The organism is Kocuria massiliensis (assembly GCF_900169715.1).
Classification (GTDB): Bacteria; Actinomycetota; Actinomycetes; order Actinomycetales; family Micrococcaceae; genus Rothia; species Rothia massiliensis.
In genome coordinates this window covers 1,274,644-1,290,222 of sequence record NZ_LT835161.1, presented here as the reverse complement: position 1 = coordinate 1,290,222, position 15,579 = coordinate 1,274,644, and the positions used below count along the sequence as shown (strand labels likewise).

The window sequence follows — 15,579 nt, the reverse complement described above, 5'->3', positions numbered from 1 at the left end:
GCGCGGCACAACGTCACGCATCGCAGCAGACCGGAGACCACAGCTTCATGACCGTTTTGGAAGAAATTATCGCCGGAGTCCGAGAAGATCTCGAAGAGCGGCGCCGGAAGGTGAGCCTCGACGAGCTCAAGGAAAGGGTCTCGTCGGTATCGCCTGCCCGGGACGCCGTCTCGGCATTGCGTGGACCCGATGCCTCGACCCTCGAAATCCTGGCCGAGGTCAAGCGCGCCAGCCCCTCCGCGGGCGATCTCTCGCACATCGAGTCGCCGGCCGAATTGGCCCATGACTACGAGGCCGGGGGAGCCGCGGCGATCTCGGTGCTGACGGAATCCCGGCGTTTCAAGGGATCTTTGGAGGACCTAGACGCCGTCCGTGCCGAGGTCTCGATCCCGATCCTGCGCAAGGATTTTACGATCGATCCCTACATGATCTGGGAGGCACGTGCTCACGGTGCCGATATGATCCTGCTGATCGTGGCGGCCTTGAGCGACGAAGAGCTGCGCGAATATCTAGAACTGACCCATCGCCTGGGAATGAACGCTGTCATCGAGACGCACACGGTCGAGGAGATCAAGCGTGCGGCTCAGCTGGATGCGCGCATTGTGGGCGTGAACGTTCGGAACCTCAAGACGCTGGGGACGGACAAAGCTCATTTCGGCAAACTCGCGTCGAAGCTGCCTTCCGGGCCCGTGATTTTGGCAGAGTCCGGGGTCGTTGAGGCCGAAGACGTGGCCGAATACGGACGTCAAGGTGCCGAGGCGGTCTTGGTGGGCGAGGCGCTCGTCAAACACGATGATCCTCGGGACGCCGTCAGCCTCTTCAAAAAGCAAGGGCGCAAAGCACGGGCTGCCTATTTAGAAGAGAAGGAAGCACACAATGGCTAATTCCCCATCTCCTCAGGAGCATCACAAGCTCGCGGAAGCCTTCTTGGAAGGATCCGGCGGTACCCTCAAGAACGCTAGCGGTCCGTACTTTGGCGAATACGGCGGGCAATGGATGCCGGAATCCCTGATTCGGGCGATGGACGAGCTCGAAGACACCTTTGATAAGGCCAAAGCCGACCCGGCCTTCCTGGACGAGTTCCAGAGGCTTTCGCGGGACTATGCCAATCGCCCGTCGCTGATGACCGAAGCCCAGCGCCTCAGTGAACGGGCTGGCGTGCGCATCTTCCTGAAGCGGGAAGACCTCAACCACACGGGATCCCACAAGATCAATAACGTCCTGGGGCAGGCCCTCTTGGCGAAAAAGATGGGCAAAACCCGTCTCATCGCCGAGACTGGTGCGGGACAGCACGGCGTCGCCACGGCCACGGCCGCCGCATATTTCGGCATGGAATGCGTGATCTACATGGGCGAGGTCGACACCGACCGGCAGGCCCTGAACGTAGCGCGGATGCAATTGCTCGGAGCCAAAGTCATCGCGGTTCAAAACGGTTCACGAACGTTGAAGGACGCGATCAACGAGGCCCTCCGGGACTGGGTCGCGAACGTCGAAGATACCCACTATTTGTTGGGAACCGCGGCCGGAGCGCATCCGTTTCCCGCGATGGTGCGGTATTTCCATGACGCCATCGGCTCCGAGGCCAGGAGCCAGATCCTGGAACAAACTGGTCGTCTCCCCGATGCGGTCACGGCCTGCGTTGGCGGCGGCTCGAACGCCATCGGAATGTTCCACGCCTTCCTGGATGACACCTCGGTGCAACTCATTGGTTTGGAGCCGGGCGGCGACGGCGTAGAGACCGGTCGCCACGCGGCCACCATAAATTTGGGCCGTCCGGGAGTCTTGCATGGTGCTCGCACGTATCTCATGCAAGACGACGATGGTCAGACGATCGAATCCCACTCCGTCTCGGCGGGCTTGGACTATCCCGGAGTCGGGCCCGAGCACGCGTACCTGTCTGACATCGGTCGAGCAACTTACCTTCCGATCACGGACAGCGCGGCGATGAATGCCCTGCGAATTCTGTGCGAAACCGAGGGCATCATCCCGGCCATCGAGTCGGCGCACGCCTTGGCCGGAGCGCTTGATCTCGCCGCGTCGTGGAAAGAACAGGATCCCGAGGGAGCCCGTGAGAAGATCATCGCCGTCTGCATGTCCGGGCGTGGGGACAAAGACATGGACACTGCGGTGTCGTGGTTTGGCCTGGGGAAGGCCATCCCTAGTTCCGAGGTCAACGCCTCAACACTGAAGAGCCAGGAATCTGACGCCCACGACGCCGCGGAGGAAACTCGATGACCACGCCCGAATCGGAACAATTCAGCGCCTCGACCCGAAGCTTCCCTCAGCCCAACCCGGAGTCGCCACTCGCGGCCAAGCTTGCGGAATGCCAAGCGGAGGGACGCCCTGCACTGATTGGTTACCTGCCGGTGGGTTATCCCACAGTCGACGAATCCATTCGGGCCGGCATTGAGCTGGGACAGAACGGGGCCGACATCATTGAACTCGGCATACCCTATTCCGACCCGGTCATGGACGGCCCCGTCATCCAGGAAGCCACCGCCGTGGCACTGTCCCGAGGTTTCCGGGTGGACGACGTTTTTCGTGCCGTCCGCGAGATTACGGCCCAAACCTCGGCGGTCGTCGTCGTGATGACCTACTGGAACCCGGTGCTTCGAAAGGGCGTTGACCACTTCGCGTCGCAGCTCGCTGCTGCCGGTGGCGCCGGAATCATCACGCCCGACCTGGTCCCGGACGAAGCCGCAGAATGGCTCGAGGCGAGTGACCGTCACGGCCTCGACCGAATTTTCCTCGCGGCACCGTCGTCTACGGTCGAACGCCTCGAAATGATCTCTCGGGCTTCAAGTGGTTTCGTCTACGCCGTTTCCGTGATGGGAGTGACCGGGGCACGATCATCCGTTTCGGACGTGGCCGAACGGCTCGTGTCCGACCTCCGAACCGCGGGCGCACCGAAGGTCTGCGTTGGACTCGGCGTCTCCCGCCGGGAGCACGTGGAAGAAATTGGCAGCTACGCCGACGGCGTGATCGTGGGGACCGCCCTCGTTCGGGCGCTCGGAGAGGGCGGCCCGGAAGCCGTCGGTGAACTGACGAGACAGTTGGCGGGTCGGTCCGGAGCCTCCGCATGAGCCTGGTGGTACCCATCCTCGGAGCTATTCCGTCTCCCAGCTGGTCCGGTTTTCATCTGGGCCCCCTGACCATCCACGCGTACGCGTTGTGCATCCTGCTGGGGATTCTCGTGTGCCTATGGCTCACCACTCGACGGTGGGCAGCGACAGGCCGTAACCCCGACGATATTTGGGACATCGCCCTCTGGGCCATTCCCTTTGGGCTCGTCGGAGCCCGGATGTATCACGTCTTGATCACGGCCCCCGGTGACTACTTCGGTCCCGGCAAAAACCCCTGGGATGCCCTCAAAATTTGGGAGGGCGGAATCGGCATCATGGGTGCCGTGACCCTGGGAGCCTTGGGAGCCTGGATCGCCTGCCGCCGGAAGCACGTCTCCTTGGCGGCATTTGCCGACGCCGCGGCCCCTGGAATTCTTATCGCTCAGGGCATCGGCCGGTGGGGGAACTGGTTCAACCAGGAGCTCTTCGGGAAACCGACCACCTTGCCATGGGGACTCGAAATCGACCCGCTGTCCAGCAACTTTCCGCAACAGTACCCGCCCGGAACTTTGTTTCACCCGACGTTCCTCTACGAATCCCTGTGGGACATCCTCGGCGGGCTCGTCATCCTGTGGCTTTCCCGGAGGGTTCTGACGAAAATGGGGCAGGTCTTCTGGACCTACGTCATGTACTACGGATTCGGCCGATTCCTCATTGAGCTGTTCCTCCGGATCGACCACTCGGATGAATTTCTGGGTCTCCGGATTCACGTGTGGACGTCGGGGTTCCTGGTGGTTCTCGGCGCGGTCATGCTGTTCGCTATGAGCCGCCGCAAGACCAAAGATCCTGAGGATATTTCCAAAGATCGCGACGCCACGGCCGTCGAAGCCTAACCACATGGGAGTTGAAGAGGGCCGGTTCCAGAAATGGAACCGGCCCTCTTTTCGTGCTCGTAATGATTCTGTATCTCAGCCGTAATACGTGGAGAAGTTGAGACCTCATTCAGGGACGTGGGTCACGTCGTGGTACTTTGGCGGAACAACACATGGGAAAGTCGTGCCTTGCCGCCGCATCACATCACAGGCGAGGCAACATGATCGACTCGGTGCGTGCACCACACAGCGCCGAAATATCTCGTAGTAGCTGCAAAGACGCGGTGACCGTTGGATCGTCGGGGCCTAGAGCTCCGACCGGTCGCGCTCGTTGCGCCAGCAGCCGTGACCCTTCCTCTCCCGTTCGACGTCGGAACTTCAAGACCCGCACGTGAAACCCGATCGACAGGGATGTTGGATCCACCGGTTCGCCGAACCGCGGTGCCGCCTCGTCAGGAGTACGTGGCACCGACGAACTCGCAGGGCACTGACCTGGCATGAGTTCACGGACTGACACGAGGAGGAGAGGCTCCACTTTGAATGGTTTCGATATGACCGATTCCGCCGAGGGACGCGGCCACGCACCTTCACCGTTCAAGACGTTCGCGGACATTCCGGAGAAACACGGACTGTACGACCCGGAGTTCGAAAAGGACGCCTGTGGGTTGGCGATGATCGCCAGCTTGACGGGAGAGGCCACGCACGACGTCGTCGACAAAGCCCTGACCGCCCTCCGTTCGCTGGAACATCGCGGCGCCGTCGGAGCCGACAAAGGCACGGGCGACGGCGCTGGCGTGATGACGCAGATCCCGGACGACTTTTTCCGGTCCGTCGTCGACTTCGAGCTACCTCCGCTGGGGAAATACGCCGTCGGCACGGCCTATCTTCCGACCGATGGAGTCAACTCCGAGGAGCTTCTGCAGTCCTTGACCGAAATGGCCGAGGGTGAAGGAACCCGGGTGGTCGGTTGGCGCGAGGTACCGGTGGACTCAAGCATCGTGGGGGGATCCGCCCGCGCCGTCATGCCGTATTTCGTGCAGATGTTTATCGCGGAAGCCATCACCGACGAGGCAGATCAAGCCGTCACGGGACACATCCCGGTGATCGAGTTGGACGCCGACCAGCAGCGACGGCAGCTCGACCAAAAGGCCTTCCGTCTGCGTAAGCGGGCGCAGCATAAGTTGGGGATCTACTTCCCGTCCTTCTCGACGCGCACCATCACGTACAAGGGCATGCTGACGACGGCCCAGTTGGAGCCGTTCTACCCCGACCTTTCTGATCCGGCCTTCGTGACCCGCCTGGCGATCGTGCATTCGCGGTTTTCCACCAACACCTTCCCCTCATGGCCTCTGGCCCAGCCGTTCCGCACCATCGCTCACAACGGTGAGATCAATACCGTCAAGGGCAACCGCAACTGGATGCGTGCGCGTCAGTCGCAGCTCAAATCCCCGGTGCTCGGACGCCGTCCGGAAGAACTCTTTCCGATCTGTTCCGTGGGCGCCTCCGACTCACAGTCTTTCGACGAGGTCTTGGAGCTGCTCATGCTTTCTGGGCGTTCCGTAACCGAGGCCATCATGATGATGATTCCTGAGGCCTGGGAGAACCACGAGAGCATGGATGAGGCGCGCCGCGCGTTTTATCGGTATCACTCGACCCTCATGGAACCGTGGGATGGCCCGGCCGCCGTGACCTTTACCGACGGTGAACTGGTGGGTTCCGTGCTGGACCGTAACGGGCTACGTCCGGGCCGCTACTGGGAAACCGAAGATGGACTGGTGATCTTTGCATCCGAAGTCGGCGTCGTCGATCTGGGTGACACGAAGATTGTGTCCAAGGGACGCGTCGCTCCGGGCAAGATCTTCCTGGTCGACACCCGCGAGGGCCGGATCGTTCCTGATCAGGAGGTCAAGGACGACGTCGCGGCCCGCAACCCCTGGAAAGAGTGGGCGGATCGCAACATCATGCGGCTCGCCGATCTTCCCGAGCGTGAGCACCGCAATCCGTCGGCTCAGTCGATTCTCGTGCGTCAGCAAACTTTTGGATACACACACGAGGAACTGAAGTCACTGCTCGGGCCGATGGCGGCGAAGGGTGCCGAGCCGATCTACGCGATGGGCACGGATACGCCCATCGCGGTCCTCTCCGGCCGGCCTCGATTGCTGTTCGACTACTTCATCCAGTCCTTCGCCCAGGTGACGAACCCGCCGTTGGACTCGATCCGCGAAGAGCTCGTCACCTCCCTGCGATCATCGCTGGGGCCCAACGGAAACCTTTTGCGCAACGGGTACGTGCCCACACGTCAGCTCGAGCTCGATTTCCCCGTGATCGACAACGACCAGCTCGACAAGATCATGTACATCGAGGACGACGACGGCATGCCGGCCGCGCTCAAAGTGAGGGGTCTGTACGAACCCGCCGGGGGAGAAGCGGCATTACGGTCTCGGATCTCCGAAATTTGCGAGAAGGTCTCTGCGGCCGTGAACCGCGGCATCGAATACGTCGTGCTGTCAGACCGTAATTCGAACGCCAACTGGGCACCTATTCCTTCGCTCCTTCTCACGGCGGCTGTGCACCACCACCTGTTGCGCTCCGCGACCCGCACCAAGGTGGCTCTCGTCGTCGAGGCTGGTGACGTCCGGGAAGTGCATCACATTGCTGCCCTGGTGGGTTTTGGTGCTTCTGCGGTCAATCCGTACCTGGCCATGGAATCCGTGGAACAGCTGGTCGCCACCGGTGACCTAACCGGTGTCACGGCTCAACAGGCGACCACGAACCTCATCAAGGCCTTGGGTAAAGGCCTGCAGAAGATCATGTCCAAGATGGGCATTTCGACGGTCAGCTCATATTGCGGCGCTCAAACCTTTGAGGCATTGGGACTTGCGCAGTCGCTCGTGGACGAATATTTCACCGGAACGCACTCCCAAATGGGCGGTGTGGGGCTCGACGTCATTGCCGCCGAGGTCAAGTCTCGTCACGATCGTGCCTACCCTCAGGACGGCGTGAAGATTCCGTATCGAAGCCTGGAGACCGGCGGCGAGTACGACTGGCGTCGTGACGGGCCGCCGCACTTGTTCAATCCGCACACGATCTTCCGGCTCCAGCACGCCACGAAGACTCGGAGCTACGACATTTTCAAGTCCTACACCAAGCTGGTGGACGACCAGTCGAAGGATCTCATGACCCTTCGTGGACTCTTGGATTTCAGGTCGAAGCGTCCCTCGGTGCCTCTCGAGGAGGTCGAGCCCGTCAGCGAGATCGTTCGTCGATTCTCCACGGGCGCAATGTCCTACGGATCCATTTCGAAGGAGGCCCACGAGACCCTCGCCATTGCGATGAACCGTCTGGGGGCCAAGTCGAATACGGGAGAAGGCGGCGAGGACCTCGACCGTTTGCTGGATCCTGAACGTCGATCGGCCATCAAGCAGATAGCCTCAGGACGTTTTGGCGTCACGAGCTTGTACCTAACCAACGCGACCGACCTCCAAATCAAGATGGCACAGGGTGCTAAGCCGGGTGAGGGCGGCCAATTGATGTCGGCCAAGGTTTATCCGTGGGTTGCCCGCACCCGTCACGCGACGCCGGGTGTCTCGCTGATTTCACCGCCGCCGCATCACGATATCTATTCGATTGAAGACCTGGCCCAGCTCATCTACGACCTCAAGCGGGCGAACCCGGAAGCTCGGGTCCACGTCAAACTGGTCTCGGAAATGGGGATCGGCACCGTAGCCAGCGGCGTCACTAAGGCGAAGGCCGACGTCGTCCTCGTTTCGGGTCACGACGGCGGCACCGGTGCGGCACCCATGAACTCCCTCAAACACGCCGGAGCCCCGTGGGAACTCGGTCTCGCCGAAACGCAACAGACCCTGCTGCTCAACGGGCTGCGCGATCGTGTGGTGGTCCAAGCCGACGGCCAAATGAAGACAGGCCGCGACGTCGTCGTGGCGGCACTGCTGGGGGCGGAAGAATACGGTTTCGCGACCGCACCTTTGGTGGTCGAAGGCTGCATCATGATGCGCAAGTGCCACTTGGACACGTGCCCGGTGGGCATCGCGACCCAAAATCCGCAGTTGCGCGAACGCTTCCGTGGTCAAGCTGATCACGTGGTGAACTTCTTCGAATTCATCGCGCAGGAGATTCGCGAGTATTTGGCCGAACTGGGATTCCGGAGCCTCGCCGAGGCGATCGGTCACGCGGAAGTGCTCGACACCCGCAAGGCTGTGGCCCATTGGAAGGCCGATGGGCTGGACCTGCGCGATATCCTGCGTTCCTCTGCCGACGAGTTCGGAAACGAAGGCATCCGAAATACTCGTCCGCAAGACCACGAGCTGGAATTGCACATGGATAACGAGCTCATCCGGCTCGCGGAACCTGCATTGCGCGATCGTCGCCCCGTCTCCATCGATCACACGATCATCAACACCGATCGGGCGATCGGCACGATGTTGGGGCACCGCGTGACGCAGACCTTCGGTGCCGACTTCCTGGAGGACGACACCATTACCTTGAACCTTCACGGTCAGGCGGGCCAGTCTCTCGGTGCGTTTTTGCCCCAGGGCATCACTATCCGATTGACGGGCGACGCCAACGACTACACGGGCAAGGGGCTTTCGGGTGGCCGCATCATCGTCCGGCCGGAGTCGGACGCGTTGTTTATCGCTCAGGACAACGTGATCGCGGGCAACGTCATCGGATATGGAGCGACCAGCGGCGAGATGTTCCTTCGAGGCCAAGTCGGTGAACGATTCCTGGTTCGAAACTCGGGCGCCACCGCCGTCGTCGAAGGAATTGGCGACCACGGCTGCGAGTACATGACCGGTGGTGTTGCTCTGATCTTGGGCGACACGGGCCGAAATTTCGGAGCCGGTATGTCGGGAGGCGTGGCGTATGTTCTGGACCTCGACGTCATGGATGTCAACAAGGCCGCGCGCGAGTCGGGGGAATTGACCTTCGCCGGGCTCCACCCGCATGAAGAAGAAATTGTCCTGGAGCTGCTCCGTCAGCATGTGGCGGAGACCGACTCGGAGATCGCTCGGACCATGTTGGCCGATCCCGAGGGGTCTCTCGCACGGTTCACACGCGTCCTACCGCGGGACTTCGCGGCGGTCCGAGACATTAGGGCGCGCGCCGAAGCTGAAGGAACGGATCCCGATGGGGATCAGGTCTGGCAAGAAATTTTGGAGGAGACCGCACGTGGCTGATCCGAGAGGCTTTTTGAAGCACAATCATCGAGTTGACCGGCCCAAACGCCCCGTACCGGTGCGAATTCGAGACTGGAAAGAGGTCCAGGTCGAGCAAGACTCGGCGGTCCTCAAGGAACAAGCGTCCCGGTGCATGGACTGTGGCGTGGCCTTCTGCCATCAGGGGTGCCCGCTGGGCAACTTGATCCCGGAGTGGAACGACCTCATGTGGCGCGACAAGACCGCCGAGGCAGTGCAGCGCATGCACGCGACCAATAATTTTCCGGAATTCACCGGTCGCGTGTGCCCCGCACCGTGCGAGTCGTCGTGCGTTCTGGGGATCAACCAGCCGGCCGTGACGATCAAACAGGTCGAATACACGATCGGTGAGAAGGCCTTCGACGAGGGGCTGATTGAGCCTCACCTGCCAGAGCGCTTGGTCGACAAGACGGTGGCCGTGGTGGGTTCCGGTCCGGCCGGACTGGCCGCTGCGCAGCAACTCACACAGGCCGGATACACGGTGGCCGTCTACGAACGAGACGACCGTATCGGCGGGCTTCTCCGCTACGGAATTCCCGACTTCAAGATGGAAAAATCGGTGCTGGATCGCCGTTTGGACGTGATGCGCGAGGAAGGTACCCGATTCCGCGCGGGAGTAGAGATCGGTCGGGATATTTCCTGGGACCAGCTCCGCCGTCGTTATGACGCCGTGATCGTGGCCACCGGGGCAACCAAGCCTCGAGACCTACCGATTCCCGGACGTGAACTCGACGGTGTTCACTTCGCCATGGATTACCTCGTGCAGTCGAATCGCGTGATCGCTGGCGACGACGTTCCGGATCAGATTTCGGCCGAAGGCAAACACGTGGTGATTTTGGGCGGTGGCGATACCGGCGCGGATTGCATCGGTACCGCGAACCGGCAGAAGGCGGCTTCCGTGACGACGCTGGCCATTGGTAAGCGCCCTCCAGAGGAACGTGCCGACCACGAACCGTGGCCGATGTTCCCGAATCTCTTCGAGGTCGCCAGCGCCCACGAGGAAGGCGGCGACCGAAACTACCTCGCCTCGACCATCGAATTCGTGGGGGAGGACGGCGTCCTCACCGGTCTCAAGATCGCCGACACAGAATACCGTGACGACGGCACTCGAGGGCCCAAAGCGGGAAGTGAGCGGGTCATTCCTGCGGATCTCGTGTTCCTGGCCCTCGGCTTCACCGGTCAGGATTCGGAAGACATCGTGGATCAGGCCGGAGCGGAATTCGACTCTCGGACCAACGTGGCCCGCGACGACCAGTACATGACCAACGTGCCCGGCGTCTTTTCCTGCGGCGACGCTGGCCGGGGTCAGTCGCTCGTGGTGTGGGCCATCGCCGAGGGCCGAGCCTGCGCTGCGGCGGTAGAGCGGCATTTGGTGGGAACCACGGTTCTTCCGGAACCGGTTTCGCCTTCGGACCGACCGATCAATCTGTTGTAACCGACCACGACGGCGCATCGCCGGTCGCGGACGAGTGAGCCCCCGGATTCTTCTCCTGAATCCGGGGGCTCATGGCATGTCGAGGGGATGTCGTCGTCAGAGAGCCTTCAGTGCCTCGATGAACGGCGTGATGGATGACCGGTCGCGATAGTCGGCCGAACCGCCGTAACAGTCGATCATCTGACGGTCGGTCTCTGATTTGTGCGGTTTAGATTTCAAGAAGGTTTTGACGCCGACCATTGCGGTTTTGTGTGCTCGGGAGAGAACCGAGTAGTCGATTCCGCCGCGAAAGTGAGCCGTGGGCGCGCCGTCCTGATAGACCTCGCCGAGGTTCTTCGCGATGAGTGCATCGAGTTTCTCCGTTGGCTGCGACACATCTCCGGAAAAGGAGACGGTGAAGAAGCCCTTCTTCTTGGGCGAAAGGGCGGCGTCCAAAGCTTTAAACTGGTCGGCATTCGTCAGCTTTCCCGCGTAATCGCTGGCTCCCAACACCACGAGATCAGCCTGGGCGACGTCGTCTCCGGTGGCGTCGCTCACTGCGAGTGCGCGACCACCCAGATCCTCGGCGATCCATTCGGCGTACGAACGGGTGTATCCGTAATTTGATCCGTAGAGCACGAGAGTCGTGGCCAAAGGTTTCTCCTCTTGTCCGTTGTACGCACAGACGCAATGGGTGATCTGAGCGGTGCATGATGAGCATCACCTCCACTGTAGTCGTGACGACCCTACGGCAAGGACCATGACCTGGCGAGTGTGGGTAGATGTGGGAAATTTGGGATGTGGGGTAACCGTATGTGAGGTATATCTACACGCTGTGCTTTACCCCGGTAATCCCCGAAAACCCCCGGTTTCTAGGGGAAACGCAGGTGGAATCGGCCGGCTACAGTTCGTGACGATGACCCTGACGACACCATTCTTAACCCGGGGATGTTGCCTCGCCTTACTGTTCATGTGGCATTGAGGGAACTAGAGTTGACGCTATGAGACGCGCAAAAATCGTATGTACCCTTGGACCCGCCCTTTCCACCTACGACAAAGTCTCGGAGGCCATCTCCGCTGGACTGAATGTTGCCCGGCTGAACATGAGCCACGGTGACCACGAAGTCCACATCAACAATTACGACAATGTCCGGCGTGCCGCGGCTCATCTCGGCAAGAACGTCGCGATCTTGGCCGACATTCAGGGACCGAAAATCCGCTTGGAAACTTTCGCTGATGGTCCCGTCAACCTGGAGCCAGGTGACGTTTTCAAGATCACCATTGACGATGTTCCGGGTAATCAGGACATCTGTGGCACCACCTATAAGGGACTTCCCGGCGACGTGCGTCCCGGAGATGCGCTCCTGATCGACGACGGAAAGGTCCGCCTCGAGGCCACCCAGGTGGATGCCACGACGGTCACCACCCGAGTCGTCGTCGGCGGCAAGGTCTCCGACCACAAGGGGATCAATCTCCCCGGTGTCGCAGTCTCGGTTCCTGCACTGACGGAGAAGGACGAAAAGGACCTTCGCTGGGCCTTGCAGACGGGTGTGGACATCATCGCCCTGTCCTTCGTTCGTTCGGGCGACGACATCACCCGCGTTCACGAGATCATGGAGGAAGAGGGTCTTCGTCTTCCGGTGATTGCCAAGATCGAGAAGCCGCAGGCCGTGGATAACCTCCAAGACATCGTCGATAAATTCGACGGCATCATGGTGGCCCGTGGTGACCTCGGTGTGGAGTACCCGCTGGAAGAGGTGCCCCTCGTCCAGAAGAAGGCCATTACGCTGGCCCGCCGTTGGGCCAAGCCCGTGATCGTGGCGACCCAGGTTCTCGAGTCCATGATCACCAACCCCATGCCGACCCGCGCCGAGGCTTCCGACTGCGCCAACGCGATTCTTGACGGGGCGGATGCTGTGATGCTGTCCGGCGAAACCTCCGTGGGTAAGTACCCGATCATCACCATTCAGACGATGGCGCGCATCGTCGAGTCCACGGAGAAGCACGGTTTGGATCGTGTTCCGGCCTTGGGCTCTTCGCCTCGAACCCGTGGCGGTGCCGTGACGCTGGCGGCCGTGAACATTGCTGACCAGCTCAACGTCAACTACATCTGCACGTTCACGCAGTCCGGAGACTCGGCACGTCGTTTGTGCCGTTTGCGCCCGTCCAAGCCGGTGCTGGCCTTTACCCCGGACGACAAGGTGCGTGCCTTCATGGCCTTGTTCTGGGGCGTCGACGCGGTGCAGCAGTCCGAGTGTTATGACACCGACAGCATGACGGAAGCGGTCGACCGCTATCTTCTCAAATATGACCTGGTCAAGCCCGATGAGCTGCTCGTGATGACGGCGGGTACACCTTTGGGTGTCGCAGGTTCGACCAACATGGTCAAGGTCCACCGAGTCGGTGACCTTGACGATTCGGGGGCTCGTGCTCCCGAGAGCCGCGAAAAACTCGGGCCGTACAAGCACTAACTTGGTGCATTTAGCTGTGGTCGAGGGCCTCGGTCATCGACGCCCGGCGCGCGTCGACGGGGCAGGGGAAGCCTCCCTTGCCCCGTTCGCCGGGTGGCGCTGGCTACAGCTGGGCTATGGATTTCCGCACGGACCAAGGATTGTGTAAAGTATTCATGGTTCGAGTCGACGCAAGCCGTTGACGAGACTGGCCCAAGTGGCGGAATTGGCAGACGCGCCGCACTCAAAATGCGGTTCTTCACGGAGTGTGGGTTCGAGTCCCACCTTGGGCACCATTGCTACAAAGCGGCCTTCCCAGCTATGAAAAATAGCTGGGAAGGCCGCTTTTTTAGTGTCGCGACGAGCTTAGGAGGCGGGCCCGTACGTCAGAACGACGGTTCCTTTGGTGTTGACTTGGTGGTCTAGGAGCGTCAATGGAAGCGGTCCGGAGGACAAATCCATCGAATCGCTGAGACGTCGTTCAGATCCTGCCATCACTGGGTGAACGATGAGCGTGAGGCGGTCCAGCAGCCCGGCCTCCAGAAGCTGGGCAATCACACTGAGGCTTCCCTGGATCGAGATGTCCCGCCCTTCGGTTTCTTTGAGGGAGCGGACGAATTCTAAGAGCTCGACGTCGATGACGGAACAGTTGTCCCAGGTCACCGATTCACGGGCGAGCGTTCGCGATGCCACGTGTTTGGGGACGGAGTTGATGAAGTCCTTGAAAGGGTCTTCGACGTCGTCGCGGGTCCAATGCGAGGCCCACATGTCATAGGTTGAACGCCCGAGGAGGACGTCGTCGACCGAGGAAAGTGTCGACGTCATCACCTGTGCCAAGATGTCGTCGAAGGCGTCGCCTTGCCAAGCGGCGGGATTTTCGACGGCCCCGTCAAGGGTCGAAAAGAGGTTAGCGGTTACGAGTCGCGTCATGTCTGTGTCCTTGGATTGGGTTCCGTCTTCGACGGCCGAAAATGGCCACATCCGAATGCCTTCATGCTAGCGGGAACGGAAGGCCTTGAATGGTGACGGCGCGGTCGAGGTCACCAGAGAACCCGTTCACGGGAAGGCAGAATTGAACGAATCAGCTCGTGGCTGATAGCCCTCAGACCGTTGGGTGCCGTGTGGTCGGTGCCACTAGGGTGGTGTGGACAGGGTTTCCTCGGGACTCCCGGGGATGAACCACCGAAGTCCAACAGTAGGAGAACGCATGTCTGACACCACGTCCATTACGGTCAGCCGCTCCATCGACGCTCCGGCCAAGGCAATCTTTGATCTCTTGAGCAACCCTGAGCGTCACCACGAATTCGACGGATCGGGATTCGTGGTCTCCGATGATCGGACCGATCGCATCGAAAAATCCGGCGTGAAGTTCACCATGAACATGAATGGTGAGCACATGGGCGGCGACTACAAGACCGACAACTTCGTGACCGGTTACGACGAGAACAAGTTGATCGCCTGGAAGACCGCACCTGCGGGTGAGGAACCCCCGGGTTGGGAGTGGACCTGGAGCCTCGAGTCCACCGGCTCCGACTCGACCGACGTCACGCTGACTTACGACTGGTCGGCTATGGACCCGAAGTTCGCGCAGGAACTCGGAATGCCCTTGGTCAAGCAGGATCAACTCGAGGAATCCCTCGAATTGCTGGCCAACGCCGTCTCGGGAGCCTGACTGCTGAGGAACTGACACCATGAAGAGCCCGACGCTTCCCAGAGAAGCGCCGGGCTTTTCTGTTGCCTCGAGCCGATGGATGTGTCGGAATAATCATCAACAGGCGGTGAAGACCGCGCAGGAACGGCGCCTGTGCACGTAAAATAGGGGAGAAGCCCATCCATACACGGCGGCCACGGTCTTGATGATGACCGCTTACCAGAGGAGTGCACGGTGACAGACCCGACGCCAGAACAGGACACCACGAACCTGGAAGAGAAGACTCAGATGAACGAATCTGAGACGGAACGCCGTACCGTCGTGGTGGCCGAAGATGAAGCGCTGATTCGCCTCGACATCGTCGAAATTCTCAAAGACCAGGGCTTTGACGTTGTGGCCGAGGCTGGTGACGGCGAAGAAGCCGTGGAGCTGACTCGTCAGCATCAGCCGGACGTTGTGCTCATGGACGTCAAGATGCCCAAAATGGACGGAATCAGTGCCGCTGAGGTCATCGCAAAGGAACAGATTGCTCCCGTCGTCCTCCTCACCGCGTTCAGCCAGAAAGAACTCGTGGACCGCGCCACGGAAGCCGGTGCGATGGCCTACGTGGTCAAGCCGTTTACCGAGCACGACCTCATTCCCTCGATCGAGGTGGCCATGAGCCGCTACGAACAGATCAAGGCCTTAGCGAAAGAGGTTACGGGCCTCAAAGACCAGTTTGAAACACGAAAGCTCGTGGATCGCGCAAAGTCCCTGCTGATCACCAAGATGGGTTTGAGCGAACCGGAAGCTTTCCGGTGGATTCAGAAGACGTCGATGGACCGTCGCCTGTCGATGCGCGAGGTCGCCGAAACGGTCGTCTCTCAGGTTTCCTAACCCAGACAGGGGCCGGGAGGGAGCCCTGTGTACTGTGC

General features: G+C 60.7%; 11 protein-coding genes and 1 tRNA gene. 10 read left to right on the top strand and 2 right to left on the bottom strand.

What is annotated here, in order from left to right:
- Nucleotides 1-47: 47 nt before the first annotated feature.
- The 6 genes from trpC (at nucleotide 48) to B9Y51_RS10060 (ending at nucleotide 10,585) form a co-directional block, all read left to right on the top strand.
- Nucleotides 48-884, top strand: coding sequence for an indole-3-glycerol phosphate synthase TrpC (trpC, locus tag B9Y51_RS10085; protein ID WP_085529572.1), 837 nt, complete (start codon nucleotides 48-50; stop codon nucleotides 882-884).
- On the top strand, nucleotides 877-2,235 hold the full coding sequence (gene trpB, locus B9Y51_RS10080) for a tryptophan synthase subunit beta (protein ID WP_085529571.1): 1,359 nt from the start codon (nucleotides 877-879) through the stop codon (nucleotides 2,233-2,235). The genes trpC and trpB overlap by 8 nt, the downstream gene beginning before the upstream one ends.
- Nucleotides 2,232-3,083, top strand: coding sequence for a tryptophan synthase subunit alpha (gene trpA / locus B9Y51_RS10075; protein ID WP_085529570.1), 852 nt, complete (start codon nucleotides 2,232-2,234; stop codon nucleotides 3,081-3,083). The genes trpB and trpA overlap by 4 nt, the downstream gene beginning before the upstream one ends.
- Nucleotides 3,080-3,955, top strand: a complete 876-nt coding sequence (gene lgt, locus B9Y51_RS10070) for a prolipoprotein diacylglyceryl transferase (RefSeq protein ID WP_085529569.1) — start codon at nucleotides 3,080-3,082, stop codon at nucleotides 3,953-3,955. Before trpA ends, lgt begins: the two co-directional genes overlap by 4 nt.
- Before the next feature lie 530 nt (nucleotides 3,956-4,485).
- Nucleotides 4,486-9,132, top strand: a complete 4,647-nt coding sequence (gene gltB / locus B9Y51_RS10065) for a glutamate synthase large subunit (RefSeq protein ID WP_085529751.1) — start codon at nucleotides 4,486-4,488, stop codon at nucleotides 9,130-9,132.
- A complete protein-coding gene (locus B9Y51_RS10060) occupies nucleotides 9,125-10,585 on the top strand; it encodes a glutamate synthase subunit beta (protein WP_048678471.1) in 1,461 nt (486 codons plus the stop codon). Before gltB ends, B9Y51_RS10060 begins: the two co-directional genes overlap by 8 nt.
- Nucleotides 10,586-10,681: 96 nt before the next feature.
- Here B9Y51_RS10060 and B9Y51_RS10055 read toward each other — a convergent pair whose 3' ends face one another.
- Nucleotides 10,682-11,218 (bottom strand): flavodoxin domain-containing protein, encoded by a 537-nt coding sequence (locus B9Y51_RS10055; protein ID WP_158088287.1) that lies wholly within the window; start codon nucleotides 11,216-11,218, stop codon nucleotides 10,682-10,684.
- A gap of 347 nt (nucleotides 11,219-11,565) precedes the next feature.
- Here B9Y51_RS10055 and pyk point away from each other — a divergent pair, with 347 nt between their 5' ends.
- Together pyk and B9Y51_RS10045 are read left to right on the top strand one after the other, a co-directional pair.
- Nucleotides 11,566-13,035, top strand: a complete 1,470-nt coding sequence (gene pyk, locus B9Y51_RS10050) for a pyruvate kinase (protein WP_048678467.1) — start codon at nucleotides 11,566-11,568, stop codon at nucleotides 13,033-13,035.
- A 190-nt stretch (nucleotides 13,036-13,225) separates the two neighbouring features.
- Nucleotides 13,226-13,310 (top strand) — tRNA-Leu (locus B9Y51_RS10045).
- A 70-nt stretch (nucleotides 13,311-13,380) separates the two neighbouring features.
- Here the strand turns inward: B9Y51_RS10045 and B9Y51_RS10040 are convergent.
- Entirely contained in the window at nucleotides 13,381-13,944 is a 564-nt protein-coding gene (locus B9Y51_RS10040; protein WP_085529750.1) for a dihydrofolate reductase family protein, read from the bottom strand.
- A gap of 277 nt (nucleotides 13,945-14,221) precedes the next feature.
- Between B9Y51_RS10040 and B9Y51_RS10035 the strand changes: the two genes are divergently transcribed.
- Together B9Y51_RS10035 and B9Y51_RS10030 are read left to right on the top strand one after the other, a co-directional pair.
- Nucleotides 14,222-14,686, top strand: coding sequence for an SRPBCC family protein (locus B9Y51_RS10035; RefSeq protein WP_048678466.1), 465 nt, complete (start codon nucleotides 14,222-14,224; stop codon nucleotides 14,684-14,686).
- Between the two features lie 267 nt (nucleotides 14,687-14,953).
- On the top strand, nucleotides 14,954-15,541 hold the full coding sequence (locus B9Y51_RS10030) for an ANTAR domain-containing response regulator (RefSeq protein ID WP_126855694.1): 588 nt from the start codon (nucleotides 14,954-14,956) through the stop codon (nucleotides 15,539-15,541).
- Nucleotides 15,542-15,579: the final 38 nt, after the last annotated feature.

Excerpts from the sequence above, each read along its gene's own strand:
- B9Y51_RS10040 (WP_085529750.1), bottom strand. The coding sequence starts at position 13,944 with ATGACGCGACTCGTAACCGCTAACCTCTTTTCGACCCTTGACGGGGCC.
- trpB (WP_085529571.1), top strand. The coding sequence starts at position 877 with ATGGCTAATTCCCCATCTCCTCAGGAGCATCACAAGCTCGCGGAAGCC.
- trpA (WP_085529570.1), top strand. The coding sequence starts at position 2,232 with ATGACCACGCCCGAATCGGAACAATTCAGCGCCTCGACCCGAAGCTTC.
- pyk (WP_048678467.1), top strand. The coding sequence starts at position 11,566 with ATGAGACGCGCAAAAATCGTATGTACCCTTGGACCCGCCCTTTCCACC.
- B9Y51_RS10030 (WP_126855694.1), top strand. The coding sequence starts at position 14,954 with ATGAACGAATCTGAGACGGAACGCCGTACCGTCGTGGTGGCCGAAGAT.
- lgt (WP_085529569.1), top strand. The coding sequence starts at position 3,080 with ATGAGCCTGGTGGTACCCATCCTCGGAGCTATTCCGTCTCCCAGCTGG.
- gltB (WP_085529751.1), top strand. The coding sequence starts at position 4,486 with ATGACCGATTCCGCCGAGGGACGCGGCCACGCACCTTCACCGTTCAAG.
- B9Y51_RS10035 (WP_048678466.1), top strand. The coding sequence starts at position 14,222 with ATGTCTGACACCACGTCCATTACGGTCAGCCGCTCCATCGACGCTCCG.
- trpC (WP_085529572.1), top strand. The coding sequence starts at position 48 with ATGACCGTTTTGGAAGAAATTATCGCCGGAGTCCGAGAAGATCTCGAA.